Here is a 23,897-nt window from a genome sequence, read left to right on the forward strand (position 1 = left end):
GTTCAGTCCCTAGAATCAATTCGTGTCTTCTCGTCCGCCGGCTGATCCCCTCCTGGGGCGGCTTGTCGACGGCCGATACCGCGTCCGCGGGCGCATCGCCCGCGGCGGCATGGCGACCGTGTACCTCGCGACCGATCTCCGCCTGGAGCGACGCGTGGCGCTCAAGGTCATGCACCATCACCTGAGCGACGACGACCGCTTTCAGAGCCGCTTCATCCAGGAGGCGCGGGCCGCCGCCCGGCTGAGCGACCCGCACGTCGTGAGCGTGTTCGATCAGGGCCAGGACGGCGAGATCGCCTACCTCGTCATGGAGTATCTCGCGGGCATCACCCTCCGCGACCTCCTCGCGGAACAGACGCGACTGTCGCTCTCCCAGACGATCACGATCATGGACGCCGTGCTGTCGGGCCTCGCCTCGGCGCATCGCGCGGGGTTCATTCACCGCGACGTCAAACCCGAGAACGTCCTCCTCGCGGAGGACGGCCGCGTGAAGATCGGCGACTTCGGGCTCGCCCGCGCCACAAGCGCCAACACGGCGACCGGGCAGCAGCTGCTCGGAACGATCGCGTACCTCGCCCCCGAGCTCGTCACCCAGGGATCCGCCGACGCGCGCACCGACATCTACGCGCTCGGCATCATGCTGTACGAGATGCTCACGGGCGCGCAGCCCTACACGGGCGAGCAGCCGATGCAGATCGCGTATCAGCACGCCACCGAGCAGGTGCCGCGCCCCAGCATCCGCAATCCCGAGGTGCCCGAGCCGCTCGACGAGCTCGTCCTGTGGGCGACCGAGCGCGAACCCGACGAACGCCCGGCCGACGCGCAGGAGATGCTCGACCGACTTCGCGAGATCGAGCACCAGATCGGCGTGCACCCTCTCCCCACCCGGGGGCGTCTCGCCGCGCGCGCCGCAGAGGATCTCCTGGGCGAGAACGCGACGAAACTTCTCGCGCCGGAGGACGACGAGCCCGGCGCCACCGCCATCCTCGCCCCGACCCTCGCCGTTCCCGGGCCCACCGCGAGCGATCAGAACGCCGAGCGATTACGAGTCCGAACCCGCCGGCGGACCGTGCGCGGCTGGTGGGCCGCGATCATCGTCCTCTTTCTCGCGCTCGCCGCGGGAGGGACGGGGTGGTGGTTCGGGTCCGGGCCCGGGTCGATGATCGTCGTGCCCTCGTTCGCCGAGGACGCGACCTTCGACGATGCCGCGGCAGCCCTCACGGCCCTCGAGCTCGTCCCGGCGGAGGAGTCCGAGACGAGCATCGATGTACCAGCGGGACGGATCCTCGACGTCACACCCGCGAGCGGCACGCCCGTCTATCCCGGACAGCGCGTGACGATCGTCACCTCGCTCGGCCCCGCCGCCGTCGAGGTGGAGTCGCTGCGCGGCCTCCCCCAGGACGAGGCCGCCGACCTCGCCGAGGAACAGCGCCTCCGGGTCGCCGACGACGTGTCCGAACGGTTCGACTCCGCCGAGGCCGGAACGGTGCTCGCGGCGCGCGTGTCGCCGCGCGGGTCCGGCGACCCCTATGCGTGCGGCGACGGGTGCTCCGCGCACGAGGGCGACGCGATCGCGTTCACGGTCTCCGCCGGCGCCGTCCCCGACGTCGAGAACGTCACCGTGGCCGAGGCGCGCGATCGCTTGGAGGACGTCGGGCTCGTCGTCGCGGACGCCACGGAGCAGCGCTACAGCGACGCCATCGAGGAGGGCCGCGTCATCGCGCTCGTGGATCCGGGCGAGCAGGCGCTCTCCCCGGGCGACACGGTGACGCTCATCGAATCGCTGGGTCCGGAGCCGTTCCCGGTCCCGGACGTCGTCGGTCTCACGCGCGACGAGGCGATCGCGGCGCTCGAGAATGCGGGCTTCGTCGCCGACCATTCCGCGCTCTGGAGCGTCTTCCCGAACGGCCTCACGACGGTGACCGGAACCGACCCCGGACCGGAGAGCATGCACCCCCTCGGGACCGAGATCTACCTGCAGATCTCCGCGACCGGCTGACCCGTCGGGTGTACGTTCGTACGCATCAACGATAGCATCGGCGCATGCGATCCGCTTGGCACCCTCCCTGCCCTGGCGCGGCCCGTTGCCCACGCGTCGCGACGAAGGGTGGTGAGGGCCATCGCTGAGGACGCCGCCGACGGGGCCCGCACGCGCCGGCACGACCCCGATCGGCGCACGCGGATCCTGCTCGCCTGCCTCGACGTCATCGCCGACGTGGGCGTCGCGGGCGTGTCGCACCGCCGCGTCGCGCGGGCGGCCGACGTGCCGCTGGGCTCCATGACCTATCACTTCGCGGGCAAGGACGAGCTCCTCTTCGACGCCCTCGCGCACTTCGCCGAGGAGATCAGCGATCGCTTCGAGCGGCGGATGCGCGCCGCCGCCGACGCGGACGCCGCGCGCCGCGCGGTCGCCGACATCATCCGCGAGGACGTGTTCAGCGACGGCCGCGAACTCGTCCTCACCCACGAGCTCTACACGCTGGCCGCGCGGGATCCGCGCTACCGCCAGCTGACCTCCGCCTGGATGACCCGCAGCCGAGCGGCGCTCGAGCGTCACTTCGATCCGCTGACCGCGCGCCTGATGGACGCGGCGATCGAGGGGCTGTCCATCCACCGCGCGCTCGACGCGGTGCAGCGCGACCCGGACGACATCGCCCAGGCCATCGCGCGCATCGCCGGCTGAATTCCACTCCCCTCCCCCTTTCACGAACGGACAACGCGCCCATGCGTCCCACACCGCCGCCGCGTTCGATCGGCCGCGCCCGAGCCGCCGTCTCGGCGCTGTTCCTTACGAACGGCGCGCTGTACGCGAACATCCTGCCGCGCTACCCCGAGATCAAACAGGCGCTCGGGCTCGACAACGCCGAGTACGGCTTCGCCGTCATTGCCTTCCCCGTCGGCGCGATCGTCGCGGGCCTCGGGGCGGCCTGGGCCATCCGGCGCCTCGGCTCGGCGCGGGCCGCCGTGTTCAGCACGATCCTCACGGCGCTCGGAGTGCTGGCCGCAGGCCTCGCCCCGAACGTGTGGGTATTCGTCGCGTTCCTGCTGGTCGGCGGCGCCTGCGACGCGATCACCGACGTCGCGCAAAATGCACACGGACTCCGGGTTCAGCGCGCCCTGGGCCGCTCCATCCTCAACTCGTTCCACGCCGTGTGGTCGGTGGGCGCGGTGCTCGGCGGGGCGATGGCCGCCGGCGCCATCGCTGTGGGCCTGCCGATCGGGGTGCACCTCGCGATCTCGGGGGCGATCTTCTCCGTCGTCGCGCTCGTCGCCCTGCGGTATTGCCTGCCGGGGCCGGATCGCGACCCGGCCCCGGACGCACACGCCGCCGCGCCCTCCGGCGCGGAGATCGCGCGACGCGTGCCCGCCCGCATCATCCTCACGCTCATCGCGCTCGTCGTCATCGCGATGGCGGGCAGCGTCGTCGAGGACGCGGGCTTCACGTGGGCGGCGCTCTATCTGACGTCCCTCGGGGCGCCCGGCGCGATCGCCGCGATCGGGCTCATCGCCCTCGTCGGCGCCCAGTTCATCGGCCGCCTGGTGGGAGACCGGCTCGTGGACAGATTCGGTCAGCGCGCCGTCGCACGGGCGGGCGGCGTCCTCGTCGTCGTCGGCATGGGGGTCGCGCTCGCGTTCGGGACGGTCGCCGCAAGCATCGTCGGGTTCGCCGCGGCCGGCGTCGGAATCGCGACCCTCGTCCCCGCGGCGATGCACGCGGCCGACGAGCTCCCCGGCCTCCGCCACGGCACCGGCCTCACCGTGGTCTCGTGGCTCATGCGCCTGGGTTTCTTGGCGTCGCCGCCCGCGGTGGGACTCATCGCCAACGCCACGGACCTGCGCACGGCGCTCGCGATCGTCCCATGCGCCGGCCTCGCGGTGATTGTGCTCGCGGGCGTGCTCGATGGCCGCCGCGAGACCCCCCGCCGCTGACAAGGCGGGCGCCGCCCCGGACCGAACACGCGGTTCGATCCGGGGCGGCGCCGGGCAGGGGGTTAGCGCTTCTCGAGCTCCTCGGCCACAAGGAACGCCAGCTCGAGCGACTGCATGTGGTTGAGGCGCGGGTCGCACAGCGACTCGTAGCGCGTCGCGAGCGTCGCCTCGTCGATCTGCTCGGATCCGCCGAGGCACTCGGTCACGTCGTCGCCCGTGAGCTCGACGTGGATCCCGCCGGGGTGCGTCCCCGCGGCGCGGTGCGCCTCGAAGAACCCGCGCACCTCGTCGACCACGTCGTCGAAACGACGCGTCTTGTAGCCCGTCGGCGTCGAGAAGCCGTTGCCGTGCATGGGGTCGGTGACCCACAGCGGCGTGGCGCCCGAGTCGCGCACAGCCTCGAGCAGGGGCGGCAGGGCGTCGCGGATCGCGTCGGCGCCCATGCGGGTGATAAACGTCAGGCGGCCCGGCTCGCGCTCGGGGTCGAGCTTGTCGATGAGCGCGAGCGCCGTTTCCGGCGTCGTCGACGGGCCCAGTTTCACGCCGATCGGGTTGCGCACCTTCGAGAAGAAGTCCACGTGCGCGCCGTCGAGCTCGCGCGTGCGCTCGCCGATCCAGATGAAGTGCGCCGAGGTGTCGTAGACGCCGCCCGTGCGCGAGTCCACGCGCGTCAGCGGGCGCTCGTAGTCCATGAGGAGGCCCTCGTGGCCCGTGTAGAAGTCCACGCGCTTCAGCTCGTCGAAGTCAGCTCCCGCCGCCTCCATGAACTTGATCGCCCGGTCGATCTCCGTCGCCATCTGCTCGTAGCGCTTGTTGGCGGGGTTCTCCGCGAAGCCCTTGTTCCAGGAGTGAACCTCGCGCAGGTCGGCGAACCCGCCCTGCGTGAAGGCGCGGATAAGGTTCAGGGTGCTCGCGGCGGTGTGGTAAGCCTGGAGGAGGCGCCGCGGATCCGCCGTGCGCGACTCCTCGGTGAAGTCGAACCCGTTGACGATCTCGCCGCGGAAGGCCGGGAGCGTCACGTCGCCGCGCGTCTCGGTGTCCTTCGAACGCGGCTTGGCGAACTGGCCCGCCATGCGGCCCATCTTCACGATCGGCATGGACGCGCCGTAGGTGAGGACGACGGCCATCTGGAGCACGGTCTTGATGCGGTTGCGGATCTTGTCGGCCGTCGCGCCCGCGAAGGTCTCGGCGCAGTCCCCGCCCTGCAGGAGGAACGCCCGACCCGCAGCCGCCTCGCCGAGGCGATAGCGCATCTCGTCGACCTCGCCCGCGAACACGAGCGGGGGCAACGTCGCCAGCTCGGAGGACACCAGCTCTACCGCGGCCGCGTCGGGCCAGGAGGGCTGCTGCTTGATCGGGAGGTCGCGCCAGGCGTCCAGCGCGTCGGAGGAGTGCTGCATGCCCCCAGCCTAGCGGCCGCCACGCGCGCGCCGCGCGCGGTCAGGAGAAGGAGCTGGCGGCGGCCGCGCCCCGCTCCTCCGCTCGCGCGCGGTGGGCCGAGGCGTAGTCGTCGACGTACTCCTGCCCGCCCAGCTGCTGAAGGGCGACCATGATCTCGTCGGTGACGCTGCGGAGCACAAAACGATCGTCCTCGAGCCCCTCATATCGGGAGAAGTCGAGCGGCTCGCCGATGATCATGCCCACCCGCATGATCCGGGGAACCGTGGCGCCGATCGGCATCATCGTGTCGGTGTCGACCATCACCACGGGGATCACGGGCACCTTCGCCACGAGCGCCATGCGTGCCAGCCCCGTGCGCCCCTTGTACAGGCGCCCGTCCGGGCTGCGGGTGCCCTCGGGATAGATGCCAAGGAGGTCGCCGCGCCCGATCACCTGGAGTGCCGTGTTGAGCGCCGCCTCGGATGCGGATCCGCCCGATCTGTCGATGGGGATCTGCCCCGTGCCCTTCATGAACCACTTCGTGGCCCACCCCTTCAGCCCGCGGCCCGTGAAGTACTCGGCCTTCGCGAGGAACGACATCGGTCGATCGATCATGAGCGGCAGGAAGATCGAGTCCATGACCGAGAGGTGATTCGACGTCAGAATCGCTGCCCCCTGGGAGGGGATGTGGTCGGCGCCCGTGATCCAGGGGCGGAAGATCGCCTTCAGCACCGGACCGATCACCAGGTACTTGAGGATCCAATAGATCACAGCGCGCGCTCCAGGGGGTCGGGGACGGCGACGAGTCTAGCCCGCGCGGGCGCATGACACGGCGCTTGTCGTGCGGACACAATTCGTCACGACGCCCGCGCGCTCCGGCAATAGACTCGATGCAAGCCCAGGCGTGCGCACTACCCGAGACGCACCCACCCGACCGGTATCAAAGGAGCTGCCGTGATCGAGTTCTCCGCCGATCTGATCGTGCCGACCGACCCCAGCCGCAACGTGTCCGACCTGCTCGCGGACCGCGCTCGCGAGACCCCGCACAAGGCGCTGTTCGGGATCCCCGAGGAAGACCGATGGCGCGACGTATCCGCGCGCGAGTTCGAGAACGAGGTCATCCGCCTCGCGAAGGGCTTCGTCGCCGCGGGGGTGCGCCCGGGCGACAAGGTCGGGTTCCTCGCGCGCACCACCTACGAGTGGACCCTCGTGGACTTCGCGCTGCACTACGCCGGCGCCATCATGGTGCCCGTCTACGAGACCAGCTCGCCCGAGCAGATCCAGTGGATCCTGTCCGACTCCGGCGCCGTCGCCCTCCTCGTCGAGACCGCCGAGCACGACCAGCGCGTGGCCGAGGTGCGCGATCGCCTTCCGCTGCTCGACCTTTACTGGCGCATGGACGAGGGGGCTCTCGCGGACCTCATCGCCCAGGGTGCCGGGGTCGAGGACGACGAGATCGAGCGCCGCCGCCACCTCGCGCGCGGCGACGACGTCGCCACCATCATCTACACGTCGGGATCGACCGGGCGCCCGAAGGGGTGCGTCCTGACCCACAGCAACTTCGTGGACACGGCCCAGAACGCGGCGCGTTCCCTCGCCGAGATCATCAACCAGCCGGGAGCCTCGACCGTCCTGTTCATCACGACGGCCCACGTCTTCGCGCGTTTCATGTCGGTTCTCTACATCCACGGCGGCGTGCGCACGGGCCACGAACCGAACACGAAGAACCTCGTGAAGACCCTCGGCTCCTTCCGCCCGACCCTCCTCCTCGCGGTCCCGCGGGTGTTCGAGAAGGTGTACAACTCCGCCGAGCAGAAGACGGAGGCCGAGGGCAAGGGGGCGATCTTCCGGCGCGCGGCCAAGGTGGCGGTCGAGCACGCCCGGCGCGAGCAGGAGGGCGAGCGGATCGGTCCGCTGCTCGCGGCGCAGTTCCGCCTCTTCGACAAGCTCGTCTACGGCAAGCTGCGCGACCTCATGGGCGGGCGCGTCACCTACGCCGTCTCTGGATCCGCCCCGCTCGGGCCGCGCCTGGGCTACTTCTTCCGCGGGCTCGGGATCAAGATCCTCGAGGGCTACGGCCTCACGGAGACGACGGCGCCCGCGAGCGTGAACCTCCCCGATCGCATCAAGGTCGGCACGGTCGGGCCGCCGCTCCCGGGCGTCGGCGTCCGCATCGCGGACGACGGCGAGATCCAGGTGCGCGGCGTCAACGTCTTCCGCGAGTACTGGCGCAACCCGGAGGCAACCGAGGAGGCTTTCGACGGATCCTGGTTCCGCACCGGCGACCTCGGCTCGCTCGACGACGACGGCTACCTCGCGATCACGGGGCGCAAGAAGGAGATCATCGTCACGGCCGGCGGCAAGAACGTCGCGCCGACGGTGCTGGAGGACCCGATCCGCGCGAACCCCATCGTGGGGCAGGTCGTGGTCGTCGGCGACCAGAAGCCGTTCATCTCTGCGCTCGTCACGCTCGACCCCGAGATGCTGCCCGCGTGGCTCGCGACCCACGGGGAGTCGTCCGACCTCACGCTGGAGCAGGCCACCCGATCCGCGGCGGTGCAGGCGGAGGTGCAGCGGGCGATCGACGAGGCGAACACGCGGGTCTCCCGTGCGGAGTCGATCCGCGCCTTCCGGATCCTGCCGACCGAATGGACCGAGGCGACGGGGCACCTCACGCCGAAGCTCTCGATCAAGCGCGCGGTGATCGTGTCCGACTTCGCCGAGGAGATCGCCGACATCTATTCGGGCCCGAAGGACGTGACCGCGACGGTCGCGATTGGCTGAGGGCAGAGAGTGAGGGGCGGGCGCCGTGGCGCCCGCCCCTCATCGCATTCGGTCCGGTTAGAACCAGTCGCTCTCGCGCACCTCGCGCATCGCGATCCGCCGCGTGTCCTTCGGCAGGCGCTGGAGGTAGACCATGCCGTCGAGGTGGTCGGTCTCGTGCTGGAGCATCTGCGCGAACAGGCCTTCGCCCTCGAGGACGATGGGGCGCCCGTCGACGTCGATTCCCTCGACCCGGGCGTACGGGTGGCGCAGGGCGTCGTGCCAGAGGCCGGGGACCGAGAGGCACCCCTCCCCCGTCGGAGCCGGCTCGCCGCGCACCTCGACGACGCGCGGGTTCAGGATCGCGCCGACGCGCCCGTCGACGTTGTAGCTGAAGGCGCGCAGCCCCACGCCGATCTGCGGCGCGGCCACGCCCGCACGTCCCGGCACGCGGACCGTCTCGATGAGGTCGTCGACGAGCGCGCGCACGCCCTCATCGATCTCCCCGATCTCGGCACAGGCCGTGCGCAGCACCGGGTCGCCGTAGAGGCGAATCTCCCGCACCGTCATGCGGTGCGCACCCCCTCGACCACGAGGGCGGCGAGCTCGCGCGCCGCCTCGCGCGTTCCCCGATCGAGCTCGTGGAACGCGATCGCGCTTCCCGTCGCCAGTCGCGCGTCGTACGGCAGGTGCACGACGTGGCGCACGCGGCTGCGGAAGTGCGCATCGAGTTCCTCGATGCGCACGAGGGGCGCGCCCCGGCTGTCCTGGTTGAGGACGACGATCGCCGCGTGCGCCTTGTCGGCGTGCCCGTTGGCCTCGAGCCACGTGAGCGTCTCGGACGCCAGGCGGGCCTCGTCGACGCTGAGGCCCGAGACGATGACGAGCTGGTCGGCCATTTCGAGCGTCGCGCCCATCACGGAGTGGACGATGCCCGTGCCCGTGTCGGTGAGCACGATCGAGTAGTAGTGCTCGGCGATCTCCGCGACACTGCGGTAGTCGGCGTCGCTGAAGGCGTCGGCGACGTGCGGATCCGCGTCCGAGGCGAGGACGTCGAGGCGCGTGGCGTCGCGCGTGACGTGCGCGGAAATGTCGCCGAACCCGCGGATCCCGTCGTGCCCGCGCACAAGGTCGCGCACCGTCTTGCCCGCCGAGCTCGGGGCGATGCGCTCCGCGAGCGTGCCGCGGTCGGGGTTCGCGTCGACCGCGACGACGCGATCCTCGCGCGCGTCGGCAAGCGCCATACCCACGAGGGCCGTCACGGTCGTCTTGCCGACGCCGCCCTTCCGACTCAGCACGGGGACGAAGCGCGCGGATCCGCCGAGCGGCGCCGCGATGCGCGCCGTGAGCTCCTTGCGGGCGCGGGTGCGCTTGCTGTCGCCGAGGTTGATGACCCCACGCGTCGCGGAGTAGACGATGCGGCGCCACGGGTCCTGCGGCTCGGGGCGGCGGATCGCGCCGGTCTCCAGGAGGCGGTCGGCCGTGAGAACGTCGCTCGACTCGCGCGCGGCCGAGGCCCCGACGTCGCCCGCGCGGCGCGCGGGCGGGGTGATGAACGACGCGCGCGGAGGGCGGGAGGCCTCGACAACGGCCGCGGCGGCCTCGTCAGAGACGGCCGCGGCGACGGGCGCGGGCTCGCGGACGGCCACGGCGGACGCGGCGACAGCATCGGACGGGGCATCCCCGGCGGGGTCGCCCGCGACGTCGGCGGCCGCCTCCGCGGAAGCCTCCGAGCCGGACGGGTCCGGCGCCGCGCCCGCGTCCTCGGTCCCGTCGCCGCCCGCGCTCTCCGCCGCGGGCTCGGTGTCCTCGGCCTCCTCGCCGTCGACGCTCTCGGCCGACGGCTCGTCGCGCTCGGGCTCGGTCTCGTCAAGCTCGGGCTCTTCACCGTCGGTCGCGGCCGCGTCACGCTCGGGCTCGTCGCGCTCGGAATCGTCTTTCCCAACCTCGTCGGAGGAGGCGTCATCTTCGGCGACCTCGTCGAACGCGGACTCGTGATCCGCGGACTCCTGATCCGCCGACTCGTCCTCGGCGGGCTCGTCGTCGTCGCCGTCCTCGTCGAGCTCCGCGATCGCGACCTCGTCGGTCGCGGCGTGCGCATCGTGCGGGAGCTCGTCGGCGAGCACGTCGTCGTCGAGATCGTCCTCGTCGCGATACCCGGCCGGGAGCGACACGCGCACGTGCGACGTCCCGCCGAGGTCAAGGGACGTGGTCTCGACGCTGGCGCCGTCGAGCACGCCGTTGTCGTCGTGTCCGTCGGGAGACGGATTGCTCTGTGCTGCCACGAAAAGCTCCTGAATCACCGGGGCGCGGGGCCCGCGGCGGGTGTCTCCCGCCCCGGAGATGCTACTCGGCGGGCGCGATGACGACCAAAAGGTCGCCGGCGTCGACGGACGAGGTCGGCGCGATCGCGACGCGCTCGACGACCCCGGAGATGGTCGCGCCGACGGCGGCCTCCATCTTCATCGCCTCGATCGACGCGACCGCGGCACCCTGTTCGACGACGTCGCCGGGGGCCACCTTCAGGGTCACGACGCCGGAGAATGGCGCGCTCACGTGGCCCGGGCGGGCGGGATCCGCCTTCTCCGCCTCGTGCACCTCGACGTCGATCGAGCGATCGCGCACCTCCACGGGGCGCAGCTGCCCGTTCAGCGTCGTCATGACGGATCTCATGCCCTTGTCGTCGGCGTCGCCGATCGACTCGAGGCCGACGTAGAGCTCGACGCCCTTCTCCAGCTCGACGATGTGCTCGGCGCCCGGCTCCAGGCCGTACAGGTAGTCGCGCGTGTCGAGCACGGACAGGTCTCCGTATGCGCGCGCCGTGTCCTCCCACACCGCGGTCGGCTGCGGGAACAACAACCGGTTGAGAGCCACGCGGCGCTCGTGGCCGGCGGCGGCGAGCGCGCGCGCATCCTCCGCGCCGAGGGGCGTCACCCCGACGCGCACGTCGCGACCGGCCAGGACCTTCGATCGGAACGGCTCCGGCCACCCACCCGGAAGCTCGCCGAGCTCGCCCGCCATGAACCGGACAACCGAGTCGGGCACGTCGAAGCGTTCCGGGTGCTCCTCGAACTCGGCGGGGTCGGCGCGGACCGCGGCGAGGTGGAGCGCGAGGTCCCCGACCACCTTCGACGAGGGGGTCACCTTGGGGATCCGCCCGAGCATGCGATCGGCCGCCGCGTACATATCCTCGATGCGCTCGAAGTCGCCCGCGAGTCCGAGAGCGATCGCCTGCTGGCGCAGGTTGGAGAGCTGGCCGCCCGGGATCTCGTGCGTGTACACGCGCCCGGTCGGGCCCGCGAGCCCGGACTCGAACGGCCGATACACCCGCCGGACGGCCTCCCAATACGGCTCGAGGTCGGCGACCGCCGAGAGGTCGAGGCCCGTGTCCCGCGCGGTGTGCGCGAGGGCCGCGACGACCGACGAGAGCGAGGGCTGGCTCGTCGTCCCGGCCATGGGCGCGGCCGCGGCATCGACCGCGTCGGCGCCGGCCGCGCTCGCGGCAAGCAGGGTGCCGAGCTGCCCGCCCGCCGTGTCGTGCGTGTGCACGTGCACGGGGAGGTCGAACTCGCGCCGGAGCGCCGTCACCAGCCGCGCCGCCGCCGCGGGGCGCAGGAGACCCGCCATGTCCTTGATCGCCAGCACGTGCGCGCCCGCGCCGACGATCCGCTCGGCGAGCCGGAGGTAGTAGTCGAGCGTGTAGAGCGGCTCCGACGGATCCGCGAGGTCGCCCGTGTAGCACAGGGCCACCTCGGCGAGTGTGGATCCGGTCGCGCGCACGGCGTCGATCGCCGGTCGCATCTGCTCCACGTCGTTCAGCGCGTCGAAGATGCGGAAGATGTCCACGCCGGTCGCGGCGGCCTCCTCGACGAACGCGTCCGTGACCTCCGTCGGATACGGCGTGTACCCGACGGTGTTACGCCCGCGCAGCAGCATCTGGATCGCGACATTCGGGAGCGCGTCCCGCAGGCTCGCGAGGCGATCCCACGGGTCCTCGCCGAGGAACCGGAGCGCGACGTCGTAGGTGGCGCCGCCCCACGCCTCGACCGAGAACAGCTGCGGCTCGAGGCGCGCCACGTGCGGCGCGACGGCGAGCAGGTCGCGTGTGCGCACCCGGGTCGCGAGCAGGGATTGGTGCGCGTCGCGGAACGTCGTCTCCGTCACGGCGAGGGGCTTCTGCGCCCGTAGCGCGGCCGCGAACCCCTCGGGCCCGAGCTCCGCGAGGCGTTGGCGACTCCCCGCGGGCGCGGGAGCCTCGAGGTCGATCGGCGGCAGCTTCTTTCGCGGGTCGCCGAGCGCGGGCCGAGGGCCGTGGGGCTGGTTGACGGTCTGCTCGACCATCCACCGCAGGAGCTTCGTGCCGCGGTCCTTCGACACGCGTCCGCGCAGCAGCTCGGGTCGCTCGTCGATGAAGGACGTCGAGAGGTCGCCGGCGACGAAGGCGGGATCGTCGAGCACCGCGCGGAGGAACGGAATGTTCGTCGCGACGCCGCGGATCCGGAATTCCGCGAGGGCGCGCCGCGCGCGGGCGACGGCGGAGGGGAAGTCTCGCCCGCGCACGGTGAGCTTGGCGAGCATGGAGTCAAAGTGCGGGGACACCTGCGAGCCGGCGGCGGTCGTCCCGCCGTCGATGCGGATCCCTGCCCCGCCCGGTGAGCGGTACGTCGTGATCCGCCCCGTGTCGGGCCGGAACCCGGCCGCCGGGTCCTCGGTCGTGATGCGCGTCTGCATCGCCTGACCGTGCAGCCGGATCGCGTCCTGTTCCAGCCCGAGCTCGCCCAGGCTCTCGCCCGCCGCGATGCGCATCTGCGCCTGGACGAGGTCGACGTCGGTGACCTCCTCCGTGACGGTGTGCTCGACCTGGATCCGCGGGTTCATCTCGATGAAGACCACCTCGCCGGCGCGCGGGCCCGCTGTCTCGAGCAGGAACTCCACGGTGCCGGCGTTCACGTAGCCAATCGATTCGGCGAAGGCGACGGCGTGGCGATGGAGCGCGGCCGCGATCTCGGGCGCGAGATTCGGCGCGGGCGCCAGCTCGATGACCTTCTGGTGGCGCCGCTGCACGGAGCAGTCGCGCTCGAATAGGTGGACCGTGGATCCGTGCGCGTCCGCCAGGACCTGCACCTCGATATGCCGCGGCCGCAGAACGGCCTGCTCGAGAAACATGCGCGCGTCGCCGAAGGCGCTGCCCGCCTCGCGCATGGCCTCCTCGAGCGCGCCCGCGAGCTGCGCGGGCTCCTCGACGCGCCGCATGCCGCGCCCGCCGCCGCCCGCGACCGCCTTGGCGAACAGGGGGAAGCCGATCTCGTCCGCCTGCGCGACAAGCCACGCGACGTCGTCGCTCGCCTCGGTGGATCGGAGGACGGGCACGCCCGCCGCGATCGCGTTCTCCTTCGCCGTCACCTTGTTCCCGGCCATCTCCAGCACGCGCGCAGGCGGCCCGATGAACGCGATGCCGTGCTCGGCCGCGCGCGAGGCGAGGTCGGGATTCTCGGAGAGGAACCCGTACCCGGGGTAGATCGCATCGGCCCCGGCCTCGACCGCGACGCGCACGATCTCGTCGACGTCCAGGTAGGCGCGGACCGGGTGTCCCTCCTCCCCGATCTGATACGCCTCGTCGGCCTTCAGCCGATGCAGCGAATTTCTGTCCTCGACCGGAAAGACGGCCACCGTCCGGGCACCGAGCTCGTAGGCGGCGCGGAAGGCGCGAATCGCGATCTCCCCGCGGTTGGCGACCAGAACCTTCGAGAACATGAGCCTCCCTCGGCTGCGGGATTTCCCGCCGATTAATCGGCGGGCCCGGATGGCTCACAGCCTAGAGGACGGTAGCGTAGGCGTGTGCACGTACTCAGCGTCAGTTCACTGAAGGGCGGCGTCGGCAAGACGACGGTGACCCTGGGCCTCGCGTCGGCCGCGTTCGCGCGCGGCATTCGGACGCTCATCGTCGACCTCGACCCGCAGTCGGATGTCTCTACGGGCCTCGACGTCAACACGGCCGGGCGGCTGAACGTCGCCGACGTGCTCGAGAACCCCAAGGAGAAGACGGTCCGGCAGGCGATCGCCTCGAGCGGGTGGACCAAGGTCCACCCCGGCACGATCGACATCATGCTCGGCAGCCCGTCGGCCATCAACTACGACGGGCCCCACCCCTCGGTGCGCGATGTCTGGAAGATGGAGGAGGCGCTCGCGATGCTCGAGGACGAGTACGACCTCGTCCTCATCGACTGCGCCCCCTCCCTTAACGCGCTCACCCGCACGGCGTGGGCGGCGAGCGACCGCGTCGCGGTCGTCACAGAGCCGGGCCTGTTCTCGGTCGCCGCAGCCGACCGCGCGCTCCGCGCGATCGAGGAGATCCGCCGCGGCCTCTCCTCCCGTCTCCAGCCGCTCGGCATCATCGTCAACCGGGTGCGCCCGCAGTCGGTTGAGCACCAGTTCCGCATCAAGGAGCTGCGCGACATGTTCGGCGACCTCGTGCTCGAGCCGCAGCTCCCCGAGCGCACCTCGCTCCAGCAGGCCCAGGGCGCCGCGAAGCCCCTGCACGTGTGGCCGGGCGAGAGCGCTCAGGAGCTCGCGGCCGACTTCGACCGCCTCCTCGATCGGATCGTGGAGGCCGGACACGTGACCGTGCCGGAGAACGGCCCGCAGGCGGGATAACCGACCGCGTACGCGAAGAGGGGGCGCCCCGCGGGGCGCCCCCTCTTCGCGTACGCGACGCGTCTTAGGCGGTCTTCTTCGCGCGACGGGCGGCGAGCTCGTCGACGGGGTCGGGGGCGGTGGGGTCGAACTCCACCAGCGTGGACTCGACCTCGCGCAGGACCTTGCCGACGGCGATGCCAAACACGCCCTGCCCGCGGCTGACCAGATCGATCACCTCGTCGTTCGAGGTGCACAGGTACACCGACGCCCCGTCGCTCATGAGTGTCGTTCCCGCGAGATCGCGGATCCCCGCCGCGCGGAGCTGCTCGACCGCGACGCGGATCTGCTGCAGGGAGATCCCCGTGTCGAGCAGCCGCTTGACGAGCTTGAGCACGAGGATGTCGCGGAAACCATAGAGGCGCTGCGAGCCGGATCCCTGCGCTCCGCGAATCGTCGGAAGGACGAGTTCGGTCCGGGCCCAATAGTCGAGCTGGCGGTAGGTGATTCCCGCCGCCTTGGCGGCGACCGCGCCGCGGTACCCCATCTCGGGGTCAAGCTTCGGCAGGCCGTCGGTGAAGAGAAGATCGACGGCGAAGCCGCCCTGATCGGGGTATCCCGCGCTCATCGTCTTCCTCTCTTCGGGGTCTCCCCCACAGTACGGCGCACCCGGTGCGCCATCAACGACATCCGCGCCCGAACCGGCGGCGTGTCTCGCAAGCGTTATGAATCGTGACCCCGCGCCGTCACTCGGGCAGGATCCGCCCGAGCGCCTGTCGCACCAGGATCCCGCGCACCTCATCGAGGCGCTGGGCGAGCTGCGGCGCGAGCTCCTGGGCGCGGGCGCGCGACGGCGTGTCCGCCCGCCGCAGCAGCGGCGCGAGCGCCACCTCGATGAGGGCGGCCTCGCGCTCGGCGCTCTGGCGCATCGCGCGCACGTGGCGCGGGTCGATGCCGTGATGATCGAGCGCCACGAGCGATCGCATGATTCCCAGCGCATCGGCGTCGTAGCTCGCCGCGGGCTCGATGAGCCCCAGGCTGAACGCGTCGTTGAGCAGCTGCGCGGGGGCGCCGGCGGCCTGCAGGAGCTCGTCCCGCGTATAGCGCGCTCCCGGGACCGGCCCGATGCTCTCGGGCAGATCGGGGGTGCGACCGGCGTCGAGGTCATCGAGCGCCGCACGAATCACGGTCAGCGGCATGTAGTGATCCCGCTGCAGCGTCAGCGCGAGGCGCAACCGCTCCAGGTCGGACGGCGAGAACTTGCGATAGCCCGCGGTCGTGCGCTGCGGCGAGACGATGCCCTGCACCTCGAGGAAGCGCAGCTTGCTCGAAGTGAGCTTCGGAAAATCGCGCTGGAGCTTCGAGAGCACCTGCCCAATCGACAGGAGCGGGCCGTCCGCCCTCGCGGCCGCCGCCCTGCCCGCGGCCGCGGCCGCCATCAGTGCGCCGTCGCCTGCAGATCGCGCGGCGAGCTGAAGAAGTTCGTGCGGAACTTCCCGATGCGCACCTCGTCGCCATTCGCGAGCGCCGCCCGATCGACGCGCTCGCCATTGACGTACGTGCCGTTGAGGGAGCGCTGGTCGACGAGCTCGAAGCCCGCCCGCGAACGCGTGATCTCGGCGTGCCGGCGCGAGACCGTGACGTCGTCGAAGAAGATCCCCGCGTTGGGGTGACGGCCGACCGTGGTCGACTCGGAATCGAGCAAATACCGCGCGCCCGCTCCGGGGCCCGAACGGACGAGGAGCAAGGCGGCGCCGGAGGGGAGCGCCGCGACCGCGTCGAGCTCCGCCTGCGTCAACTCGCCCTGGAAGGGGACAAACGACAGGTCGGCGTCGTGGCCAAACGTCTGCGTGTGATCGCCCGTGCCGTCGTTCCCGCCGACACGGGGGATGTGCCGCGTCATCGTGTGCATCGACTCATTCTGCTGGGACACGCGCTCTCCTTCCGTTCCGGCCAGCTTAACCGATCCGTGACCTTTCCCGCGCGGCGATTCGCCCACAAACTGACGCGCCTCACGGAGGGCCCGCGGACCGGGGGCGTACGGTATCGGCGTGACTGATCGCACGCACTCGACCCCCCGTTCCCGCACCGCCGTTCTCCTCGCGATTGGGCTGTCCGCTCTCCTGGCGCCGCTCGCCGCGGCCACGGCCGCCTCGGCGCACTCCACGCTGGAGGAGACCAGCCCCGCGTCCGAGTCCGTCGTGTCCGAGCTCCCGGCCGAGGTCTCCCTCACGTTCAGCGACGACCTCACCCCGCCCGCATCGCCCGGCGACGGCACCACCGACATCGCCGTCTTCGACGCCACGTGCGAGGACGCGGGGCTGCTCATCGCGGATCCGGGCCGCGCCGACACCCGGGACTGCCGCGACTACGCCGACGGCGCCCCCGTCGTATCGGGGCGCACCGCGACGCAGGCGCTCGACCCCGAGGGAGCGCCCGCGGGCGAGTACACGGTCGTGTGGCGCGTGCTCTACGGCGACGGTCACGCCGACAGCCAGCTCTTCACGTTCGAGGCGACCTCGGCGTGGGCCCCCGCCGCGACGCCGTCCGCCTCGGAAACGGCCGCGCCGTCCGAGACCACGTCGCCCGCCGAGTCCGCCCAGCCGTCGGAGACGCCGTCGGCGACGACCTCCCTCTCAGAGAGCCCGACTCCCGAGGCTGCCGCGCCGGAGGAGGACGCGAGCGCCGGCATCGTGATCGCGATCGTCGCCGGCGTCGTGGTCCTGGCGCTGATCGCCCTTGTCGTCTGGCTGATCGTCCGCTCGCGCCGCGCCTCGTAAGTCGCGCGATCGGTCTGCCCACAACCGATTAGGCTGAGAACCATGCCTCACTACGACGTCGTCATCCTCGGCGCGGGCCCCGGCGGTTACGTCGCGGCCGTTCGCAGCGCCCAGCTCGGACTGAACACCGCGATCATCGAAGAGAAGTACTGGGGCGGTGTCTGCCTCAACGTGGGGTGCATCCCCTCGAAGTCCCTCCTCAAGAACGCGGAGGTGGCTCACACCTTCACCCACAAGGCCGACTTCTTCGGCATGTCCGGCGAGGTCTCCTTCGACTTCGGCGCGGCGTTCGACCGCAGCCGCAAGGTCGCGGAGACGCACGTCAAGGGCATCCACTTCCTGATGAAGAAGAACAAGGTGACGGAGTACTCCGGTCGCGGCACCTTCGTGGACGCCAAGACCATCGAGGTCGCCGGATCCGACGGCGGCACCGAGCGCATCACGGCCGACAACGTGATCATCTCTACGGGATCCGTCGTCCGCTCGCTCCCGGGCATCGCGCTCAGCGAGAACGTCGTGAGCTACGAGGAGCAGATCCTCTCCCGCGACCTGCCCCGCTCGATCGTCATCGTCGGCGCTGGCGCGATCGGCATGGAGTTCGCGTACGTCCTGTCGAACTACGGCGTGAAAGTCACGATCGTCGAGTTCGCCGATCGCGTGCTCCCGAACGAGGACCCGGACGTCTCGAAGGAGATCGCCCGTCAGTACAAGAAGCTCGGCATCGACATCCTGACGTCGACGGGCGTGACGTCGGCCGACGACAACGGCCAGAGCGTGCACGTCACGTACAAGAAGCAGGACGGCACGGCGGGTGAGCTGGACGCCGACAAGGTCCTCATGTCCGTCGGCTTCGCGCCGCGCATCGAGGGCTACGGGCTCGACAAGACGGGCGTGGCGCTCACAGACCGCGGCGCAATCGCGATCGACGACAACATGCGCACGAACGTCGACGGCGTCTACGCGATCGGCGACGTCACCGCGAAGCTGCAGCTCGCCCACGTCGCCGAGGCGCAGGGCGTCGTGGCGGCGGAGACGATCGCGGGGGCCGAGACGCAGACGCTGGGCGACTACCGCATGATGCCGCGCGCGACGTTCTGCTCGCCGCAGGTCGCGAGCTTCGGCCTCACCGAGGCGCAGGCCCGCGCGGAGGGACACGAGATCACGGTCTCGAAGTTCCCCTTCAGCGCCAACGGCAAGGCCAACGGCCTCGGCGAGCCGGTCGGCTTCGTCAAGCTCATCGCCGACGCGGAGCACCTTGAGCTTCTCGGCGCGCACATGGTCGGCCCGGACGTCTCGGAGCTGCTTCCCGAGCTCACTCTGGCGCAGAAGTGGGACCTGACGGCTCTCGAGGCCGCCCGTAACGTCCACACGCACCCGACGCTGTCGGAGGCGCTGCAGGAGGGCTTCCACGGCCTCGCGGGTCACATGATCAACATGTGACAACGCGCAGAAACGACGGCCGGCCCGGATCCTCGCGATCCGGGCCGGCCGTCGTTTCTGCGCGCCTAAGCCCCGAGGGCGCGGGCGAGCTTCGAGGCGCTCGAGGGCGCCGTCGCGCCGGCGGCCAGCGCGACGCGCTCGACCTCGGCGAAGAACGCGTCTCGGTCGCCGGGAGCGGCGGGTCCGAGCTCGATCTCCCACTCGCACCACGCGCGCCGGGCCCCCGAGCGCTCGTCGGTCGTCTCGACTCGGTCGTCCACGAATTCGGCGAGAATGCCGCCGTCCGCGCCGCGCAGCTCGTACGCGACGCGGTCGTTCACGATGCGCGCCAGCGGAGCGAGGTTGGATCCGTCCGTGAGGGTCGCCAGCTCCGCCAGGGCCTCCGGCGGCACCCCGTCGGCGAGCGGCCAGTGCAGCTCGACGCGCCCCCCGTCCACGAGCGGTCCCTTGATGTGCCACCCCGCGTCGGGGCCGCCCGTGCGGCGGCGCAACGCGTAGCCGGCGCGCGCGAGATCCGCGCTCGGGGTGTCCAGGTAGGTCGCGTCGAGGTGTCGCTTCTCCCCCGCCGAGACACTGGCGACCCCGGGAATCGTGGACCAGTCCGGGACGGGCGTTCCGGGATCCACGTCGAACTTTCGCTCGATCTCGATCGTGCGGGAACTCACCGGTCGTCGCCGTCCGGCACGAGGTCGTTCTCCTCTTCCACGTACCAGAACTGCGCTTCCGTGGGACCGTCGTCGGGCCCGGTGTTGCTCAGCTCGCCGGCGCGCTGATAGACCAGCTGGCCCGCCGAATAGGGCACGATCAGTCGCGTCTCATCGATGTCGTCCAGGGGAATGACCTGCCCGTCGAGCGGGCCGCGGTGCAGTCGTGCGATTGCCATGACCTCACTGTACGCCGCGGCCGGCGCCCGCGGGATCAGCGCGCCGCGTCGTGATGCTCGAGCTTCTCCTCGCGCTCGGCCATGCGCTCGCGTTCCTCGCGCTCGGCGTGCCGCGCGACCTGCAGCGCCTCCTCAGCGACGCGCACGTCGCGCTCGGCCGAGCGCACCGCCCGCTGCTTGAGGGTCTCGGCGCCGTAGCGCGATCCGACCCGATTGTGGCTCTCCTCGACCGTCACCACGATGTAGGTCGACGCGATGAGCGTGACCTGCGCCGAGAAGTTGAACCACAGCAGCAGGGCGATGAGCGACGCGAACGACGTGAGGAGCGGGTTGTTGTCGGCGCCCCCGACGAACAGGCCCGAGAGCTGCTGCAAGACGACGAGACCGATCCCGCCGAGGACCGCCCCGGGAAGGATGGTTCTGAACGAGGCGCGCACGCCCGAGAGGAGGACGAAGAGCCAGGCGATCATGACGGCGTTGATGAGGAATGCCACGACGAGAACCCCGAGGCGCGTGAAGAACTCGCTCAGCCCGCCGCCCGTGAGGCCCAGCCAGCCCAGCAGGGTGTCGATGAAGGCGCTGCCGACGAGCGATATGACCGCCGAGGCGACCACGAGCACGCCGATCGAGAGGGCGAACAGGAGGTCGCGGATACGGAGCAGCCACGCCGCGTCGTTCTCGTGACGCGTGCCGGCGATCATGCGGAGCGACATCCGGAGGTTTCCGACGGCGCTGATGAGCGCCCAGAGGAGCGCGAACGTTCCGATGATTCCCGCGATCGTGACCTCGGATCCGGCGGAGCTGAGCTGCGATACGTCGATCACGCCATCGGTGTCGTCCGTCTTCAACAGGCCCGGCACCATCTGGGACACCGACTCGACGAGCGCGTCCCACAGGTCGCTGCGCGAAGACAGCCACATCGAGGCGAGCGAGAAACCCAGGAGGACCGCCGCGAACACCGCGAACAGCGCGCGGAAGGTGATCGCGGCGGCGAGGAGGCCGCCCCGGTGGTCGTTGTACATGAGCACCGCGCGCACGATGCGCAGACGCAGGACCCACGCGATCGCTTCGGTCACGGCATTCCAGAGCTTGGCCATGGCCGCCACGCTATCGCGCGCGCGGTCAGGTCGCGATCAGGCCCGCGGCGGCACCGAGGATCATGCTCGGACCAAAGGGCACACGCTCCTCGCGCCCGGCCCGCCGTGCGAGGAGTAACACCCCAGCCCACGCGCCCGCGATCACGAACGCGAGGGCACCGCCGAGGACGAACGCGGCCCAGCCCTCCCACGCGAGCAGGATGCCGACGGGAACCGCGAACTTCACGTCGCCGCCGCCGACCCCGCCGCGCGAGGCGGCGCGGAGCCCGAGGTAGAAGGCGCCCAGGGCCACCCCGCCCGCGACCGCGCGCCCGAGGATCGCCGCGTCGCCCGCCCACGCCGCTCCCGCCGCCGCCGCGGCCACGAGTCCCGCCGCCAGCGGTGCCACGATCGCGTTGGGCAACCGGTGGTGGTGGATGTCGATGTGCGCGAGAACGGCGCCCACGCCGAAGAAGGCGACCTGCACGGCGCCGGCGAGGAGGGCGGGTTCCATGCGCACCACGCTAGCGACGCGGCGCGGGGTGGCATGTGTGCCTGTGGATCTCCTAGTCGCCGAGACGGTTGCGGGTCCGCATGGCGCGTTCGGCCTCGCGCTTGTCCTGGCGCTCTCGCAGCGTCTGGCGCTTGTCGAACTGGGTCTTGCCCTTCGCGACGCCGATCTCGACCTTGGCCCTGCCGTCCACGAAGTACAGCTTGAGCGGGACCAGGGTGTAGCCGCCCACGGCGACCTTCTGGCCGATCTTCGTGATCTCGTCCTTGTGCAGCAGGAGCTTGCGCTGCCGCTTGGCCGCGTGGTTCGTCCACGTGCCCTGCGAGTACTGCGGGATGTTCACCTGGTCGAGCCAGGCCTCGCCCTTGTCGACGAATGCGTAGCCGTCCGTAAGGTTCGCGTGCCCCGCGCGGAGGGACTTGACCTCGGTGCCGGTCAGGACGATGCCCGCCTCGTAGGTCTTCTCGATCGTGTACTCGTGGCGCGCGCGACGGTTCAGCGCGACGACCTTCTCGCCCTTTTCGCGTGGCATGCGCTCGTCCCCTCGATGTGCGGCCAGTGAACAGCCTTCTATCCTATGGCACGGCCGGGTGCCTATTCGCGCAACCAGCGGCGGATCGCCACGCCGGCCGACAGCGCGGCGAGCACGACGCCGAGGCCCACGACGATTGGGACGACGAGCCACGCGTCCGCGAGGTCGATCCACGGGATGGCGCCCGCCTCGCGGGCGAGGTACTCCTGCACTCCGAATCGCACAGCGACCAAGACCGTGGCGCTCGCGAGCGCCGCACCGAGGAACGCGGCGAGCACGCCCTCCAACACGAACGGCGTCTGGATGGTGCCGTTGGAGGCCCCGACCAGGCGCATGATCCCCACCTCGCGCCGCCGCGCGAACGCGGACAGGCGGATCGTCGTCGAGATCAGCAGGACCGCCGAGACGAGCATGAGCACGGCGATGCCGACCGCGATGTACGTCGCGATGGTGAGCGTCGAGAACAGCGGATCCAGATACTCGAGCTGGTCCGCAACCTCCTCGACCCCCTGCTCGCCGGCGAAGGACTCGCGGATGACGGCGGTCTCGTCGGGGTTGACGAGGTTGATGTGGAAGACGGCGCTCGTCTGGTCGACCGTCAACAGGCCCGCGAGGTCCTCGTCGAACGCCTCGACGAGCGCGTCGTGCGCCTCCTGCTGCGATTCGAACTCGACGCTCTCGATCATCGGCGACAGCGTCGACCCCTCGAGCCGGTCGCGCACCTCGTCGATCTGCTCGTCCGTCGCGACGCCGTCGACGCAGGTGTCGACCGTCGAGATCGACGAGCACATGTAGACGTCGACCTGCGCACGGTCCGTGAAGTAATCGTTCGTCTTGGCGATCTGTGCCTGCATGAGGACGGCCGCGCCGACGAAGGTGAGCGAGACGAAGGTCACGAGGACGACGGATACCACCATCGACGCGTTCCGGCGCAGGCCCTGGAACGCCTCGGAGAGGATCAGCGAGGGGTTCATGAGGTCGGCCCCACTTCGTTGTCGTCGCCGTCGCGCAGGCCGAGCTTGTCTGCCATCCCGAGCTCGTCCACGTCGACCGCGACGTGCGGAATCGACGTCGTCCGCGGCGGCTCCTCAGCGGCAAGCGGCGCCGGATCCGTCTCGCGCGCCTCGGGCGGGTCCGTCCTGTCGCTCGCCGGGCCGGGGCCCGCCGTGGCGGCGGGCGTCTCGGACACCTCGCGCTGGAGTTCGAGCGCCGCGGTCAGTGCCGCGAGCGCCGATGCGCCCTTCTCGGCCTCGGGGCGCAGCATGCTGATGACAGAGGTGTCGCCGTAGGATCCGCGACGCTCATCGCGGCGGAGCTGGCCCTGCGAGAGCTCGATCACGCGGCGCTGCATCTTGTCGACGACGACGGCCTCGTGCGTGGCCATGACAACCGTGGTGCCCGCCGCGTTGATCGCCTCGAGCACGCGCATGATCTCCACGGACGTCGCCGGGTCGAGGTTTCCGGTGGGCTCGTCCGCGAGCACGATCTGCGGCCGGTTCACGATGGCCCGCGCGATCGCGACGCGCTGTTGTTCTCCGCCCGAGAGCTCATGCGGCATCCGGCCGCCCATGCCCGCGAGCCCGACGCGCTCGAGCGCCTCGGGCACGGCGCTGCGCACGAAGCTGCGCGAGCGGCCGATGACCTGGAGCGCGAACGCGATGTTCTGCGCGACGGTCTTCGACGGCAGGAGCCGGAAGTCCTGGAACACGGATCCGATGTTGCGCCGGAAGTAGGGGGTGCGGCGGTCGCTCAGACGGGCTGTGTCGCGCCCGAGCACCAGCACGCGCCCGGAGCTCGGCACGCCCTCGCGCAGCATGAGGCGAAGGCACGACGACTTCCCGGAGCCGGAGGCGCCCACGAGGAAGACGAACTCGCCGCGCTCGACCTCGAAATCGACGCTGTCCAGCGCCGGACGGGAGGTGCCGCGGTATCGCTTGGTGACGTTCTCGAACCGGATCATGACCCCACG

General features: G+C 71.0%; 22 protein-coding genes. 7 read left to right on the plus strand and 15 right to left on the minus strand.

The genetic code is table 11. From position 1 onward, the window contains the following. Nucleotides 1-22 precede the first annotated feature (22 nt). From pknB to GJQ66_RS09290, 3 genes are all read left to right on the plus strand, one after another. Entirely contained in the window at nt 23-1,999 is a 1,977-nt protein-coding gene (pknB, locus tag GJQ66_RS09280; RefSeq protein ID WP_368732839.1) for a Stk1 family PASTA domain-containing Ser/Thr kinase, read from the plus strand. Nucleotides 2,000-2,110: 111 nt separating this feature from the next. Beyond that, nucleotides 2,111-2,683: a TetR/AcrR family transcriptional regulator gene (locus tag GJQ66_RS09285; RefSeq protein ID WP_368732840.1), complete on the plus strand. Its 573-nt coding sequence runs from the start codon at nt 2,111-2,113 to the stop codon at nt 2,681-2,683. A 41-nt stretch (nt 2,684-2,724) separates the two neighbouring features. Next, on the plus strand, nt 2,725-3,930 hold the full coding sequence (locus tag GJQ66_RS09290) for an MFS transporter (protein ID WP_155049046.1): 1,206 nt from the start codon (nt 2,725-2,727) through the stop codon (nt 3,928-3,930). A 62-nt stretch (nt 3,931-3,992) separates the two neighbouring features. On the opposite strand, the gene GJQ66_RS09295 is transcribed toward GJQ66_RS09290, so the two are convergent. Next, on the minus strand, nt 3,993-5,330 hold the full coding sequence (locus GJQ66_RS09295; protein ID WP_155049047.1) for a class II 3-deoxy-7-phosphoheptulonate synthase: 1,338 nt from the start codon (nt 5,328-5,330) through the stop codon (nt 3,993-3,995). A 40-nt stretch (nt 5,331-5,370) separates the two neighbouring features. Next, nucleotides 5,371-6,081 carry a lysophospholipid acyltransferase family protein gene (locus tag GJQ66_RS09300; protein WP_368732841.1) on the minus strand — a complete coding sequence of 237 codons (711 nt, stop codon included), beginning with the start codon at nt 6,079-6,081 and terminating at the stop codon, nt 5,371-5,373. Between the two features lie 183 nt (nt 6,082-6,264). On the opposite strand from GJQ66_RS09300, the gene GJQ66_RS09305 reads away from it, so the two are divergent. Next, nucleotides 6,265-8,094: a long-chain fatty acid--CoA ligase gene (locus GJQ66_RS09305; RefSeq protein WP_368732842.1), complete on the plus strand. Its 1,830-nt coding sequence runs from the start codon at nt 6,265-6,267 to the stop codon at nt 8,092-8,094. A gap of 57 nt (nt 8,095-8,151) precedes the next feature. Here GJQ66_RS09305 and GJQ66_RS09310 read toward each other — a convergent pair whose 3' ends face one another. The 3 genes from GJQ66_RS09310 to GJQ66_RS09320 all read right to left on the minus strand — a co-directional run bounded on the left by GJQ66_RS09310 (nt 8,152) and on the right by GJQ66_RS09320 (nt 13,827). Further along, entirely contained in the window at nt 8,152-8,643 is a 492-nt protein-coding gene (locus GJQ66_RS09310) for a peptide deformylase (protein WP_155049048.1), read from the minus strand. Further along, entirely contained in the window at nt 8,640-10,358 is a 1,719-nt protein-coding gene (locus GJQ66_RS15380; RefSeq protein WP_368732843.1) for an AAA family ATPase, read from the minus strand. The genes GJQ66_RS09310 and GJQ66_RS15380 overlap by 4 nt, the downstream gene beginning before the upstream one ends. A gap of 61 nt (nt 10,359-10,419) precedes the next feature. Further along, complete coding sequence (locus GJQ66_RS09320; protein WP_155049049.1) at nt 10,420-13,827, minus strand: pyruvate carboxylase; 3,408 nt, start codon at nt 13,825-13,827, stop codon at nt 10,420-10,422. Between the two features lie 84 nt (nt 13,828-13,911). On the opposite strand from GJQ66_RS09320, the gene GJQ66_RS09325 reads away from it, so the two are divergent. Beyond that, on the plus strand, nt 13,912-14,727 hold the full coding sequence (locus GJQ66_RS09325; RefSeq protein ID WP_368732844.1) for a ParA family protein: 816 nt from the start codon (nt 13,912-13,914) through the stop codon (nt 14,725-14,727). Between the two features lie 64 nt (nt 14,728-14,791). On the opposite strand, the gene GJQ66_RS09330 is transcribed toward GJQ66_RS09325, so the two are convergent. The 3 genes from GJQ66_RS09330 to GJQ66_RS09340 all read right to left on the minus strand — a co-directional run bounded on the left by GJQ66_RS09330 (nt 14,792) and on the right by GJQ66_RS09340 (nt 16,618). Then, nucleotides 14,792-15,334: a MerR family transcriptional regulator gene (locus tag GJQ66_RS09330; protein WP_155049050.1), complete on the minus strand. Its 543-nt coding sequence runs from the start codon at nt 15,332-15,334 to the stop codon at nt 14,792-14,794. A 118-nt stretch (nt 15,335-15,452) separates the two neighbouring features. Further along, nucleotides 15,453-16,145: a MerR family transcriptional regulator gene (locus GJQ66_RS09335; protein ID WP_155049051.1), complete on the minus strand. Its 693-nt coding sequence runs from the start codon at nt 16,143-16,145 to the stop codon at nt 15,453-15,455. Further along, complete coding sequence (locus tag GJQ66_RS09340) at nt 16,145-16,618, minus strand: FHA domain-containing protein (protein WP_155049080.1); 474 nt, start codon at nt 16,616-16,618, stop codon at nt 16,145-16,147. The genes GJQ66_RS09335 and GJQ66_RS09340 overlap by 1 nt, the downstream gene beginning before the upstream one ends. A 139-nt stretch (nt 16,619-16,757) precedes the next feature. Between GJQ66_RS09340 and GJQ66_RS09345 the strand changes: the two genes are divergently transcribed. Both GJQ66_RS09345 and lpdA read left to right on the plus strand, forming a co-directional pair. Then, nucleotides 16,758-17,486 carry a copper resistance CopC family protein gene (locus GJQ66_RS09345; protein WP_155049052.1) on the plus strand — a complete coding sequence of 243 codons (729 nt, stop codon included), beginning with the start codon at nt 16,758-16,760 and terminating at the stop codon, nt 17,484-17,486. A gap of 42 nt (nt 17,487-17,528) precedes the next feature. Beyond that, entirely contained in the window at nt 17,529-18,926 is a 1,398-nt protein-coding gene (gene lpdA / locus GJQ66_RS09350; protein WP_155049053.1) for a dihydrolipoyl dehydrogenase, read from the plus strand. Between the two features lie 65 nt (nt 18,927-18,991). On the opposite strand, the gene GJQ66_RS09355 is transcribed toward lpdA, so the two are convergent. The 7 genes from GJQ66_RS09355 to ftsE form a co-directional block, all read right to left on the minus strand. After that, nucleotides 18,992-19,591, minus strand: a complete 600-nt coding sequence (locus GJQ66_RS09355; protein WP_368732845.1) for a CYTH domain-containing protein — start codon at nt 19,589-19,591, stop codon at nt 18,992-18,994. Beyond that, nucleotides 19,588-19,809 carry a response regulator gene (locus GJQ66_RS09360; RefSeq protein ID WP_155049055.1) on the minus strand — a complete coding sequence of 74 codons (222 nt, stop codon included), beginning with the start codon at nt 19,807-19,809 and terminating at the stop codon, nt 19,588-19,590. The genes GJQ66_RS09355 and GJQ66_RS09360 overlap by 4 nt, the downstream gene beginning before the upstream one ends. Before the next feature lie 35 nt (nt 19,810-19,844). Then, complete coding sequence (locus tag GJQ66_RS09365; protein ID WP_155049056.1) at nt 19,845-20,906, minus strand: YihY/virulence factor BrkB family protein; 1,062 nt, start codon at nt 20,904-20,906, stop codon at nt 19,845-19,847. Between the two features lie 25 nt (nt 20,907-20,931). Continuing rightward, nucleotides 20,932-21,399, minus strand: coding sequence for an A24 family peptidase (locus GJQ66_RS09370; protein WP_155049057.1), 468 nt, complete (start codon nt 21,397-21,399; stop codon nt 20,932-20,934). 52 nt (nt 21,400-21,451) lie between these two features. Beyond that, nucleotides 21,452-21,928: an SsrA-binding protein SmpB gene (gene smpB / locus GJQ66_RS09375; protein WP_155049058.1), complete on the minus strand. Its 477-nt coding sequence runs from the start codon at nt 21,926-21,928 to the stop codon at nt 21,452-21,454. Nucleotides 21,929-21,990: 62 nt separating this feature from the next. After that, on the minus strand, nt 21,991-22,902 hold the full coding sequence (gene ftsX, locus GJQ66_RS09380; RefSeq protein ID WP_155049059.1) for a permease-like cell division protein FtsX: 912 nt from the start codon (nt 22,900-22,902) through the stop codon (nt 21,991-21,993). After that, a complete protein-coding gene (gene ftsE, locus GJQ66_RS09385) occupies nt 22,899-23,888 on the minus strand; it encodes a cell division ATP-binding protein FtsE (protein ID WP_155049060.1) in 990 nt (329 codons plus the stop codon). The genes ftsX and ftsE overlap by 4 nt, the downstream gene beginning before the upstream one ends. Nucleotides 23,889-23,897 lie beyond the last annotated feature (9 nt).

The organism is Microbacterium sp. ZXX196 (assembly GCF_009709595.1).
GTDB lineage: Bacteria > Actinomycetota > Actinomycetes > Actinomycetales > Microbacteriaceae > Microbacterium > Microbacterium excoecariae.

What these genes read in the sequence shown, in the direction of transcription:
- GJQ66_RS09290 (WP_155049046.1), top strand. Translation starts at nt 2,725, where the DNA reads ATGCGTCCCACACCGCCGCCGCGTTCGATCGGCCGCGCCCGAGCCGCC.
- GJQ66_RS09295 (WP_155049047.1), bottom strand. Translation starts at nt 5,330, where the DNA reads ATGCAGCACTCCTCCGACGCGCTGGACGCCTGGCGCGACCTCCCGATC.
- GJQ66_RS09310 (WP_155049048.1), bottom strand. Translation starts at nt 8,643, where the DNA reads ATGACGGTGCGGGAGATTCGCCTCTACGGCGACCCGGTGCTGCGCACG.
- GJQ66_RS09320 (WP_155049049.1), bottom strand. Translation starts at nt 13,827, where the DNA reads ATGTTCTCGAAGGTTCTGGTCGCCAACCGCGGGGAGATCGCGATTCGC.
- GJQ66_RS09330 (WP_155049050.1), bottom strand. Translation starts at nt 15,334, where the DNA reads ATGAGCGCGGGATACCCCGATCAGGGCGGCTTCGCCGTCGATCTTCTC.
- GJQ66_RS09335 (WP_155049051.1), bottom strand. Translation starts at nt 16,145, where the DNA reads ATGGCGGCCGCGGCCGCGGGCAGGGCGGCGGCCGCGAGGGCGGACGGC.
- GJQ66_RS09340 (WP_155049080.1), bottom strand. Translation starts at nt 16,618, where the DNA reads ATGCACACGATGACGCGGCACATCCCCCGTGTCGGCGGGAACGACGGC.
- lpdA (WP_155049053.1), top strand. Translation starts at nt 17,529, where the DNA reads ATGCCTCACTACGACGTCGTCATCCTCGGCGCGGGCCCCGGCGGTTAC.
- GJQ66_RS09360 (WP_155049055.1), bottom strand. Translation starts at nt 19,809, where the DNA reads ATGGCAATCGCACGACTGCACCGCGGCCCGCTCGACGGGCAGGTCATT.
- GJQ66_RS09365 (WP_155049056.1), bottom strand. Translation starts at nt 20,906, where the DNA reads ATGGCCAAGCTCTGGAATGCCGTGACCGAAGCGATCGCGTGGGTCCTG.
- GJQ66_RS09370 (WP_155049057.1), bottom strand. Translation starts at nt 21,399, where the DNA reads ATGGAACCCGCCCTCCTCGCCGGCGCCGTGCAGGTCGCCTTCTTCGGC.
- smpB (WP_155049058.1), bottom strand. Translation starts at nt 21,928, where the DNA reads ATGCCACGCGAAAAGGGCGAGAAGGTCGTCGCGCTGAACCGTCGCGCG.
- ftsX (WP_155049059.1), bottom strand. Translation starts at nt 22,902, where the DNA reads ATGAACCCCTCGCTGATCCTCTCCGAGGCGTTCCAGGGCCTGCGCCGG.
- ftsE (WP_155049060.1), bottom strand. Translation starts at nt 23,888, where the DNA reads ATGATCCGGTTCGAGAACGTCACCAAGCGATACCGCGGCACCTCCCGT.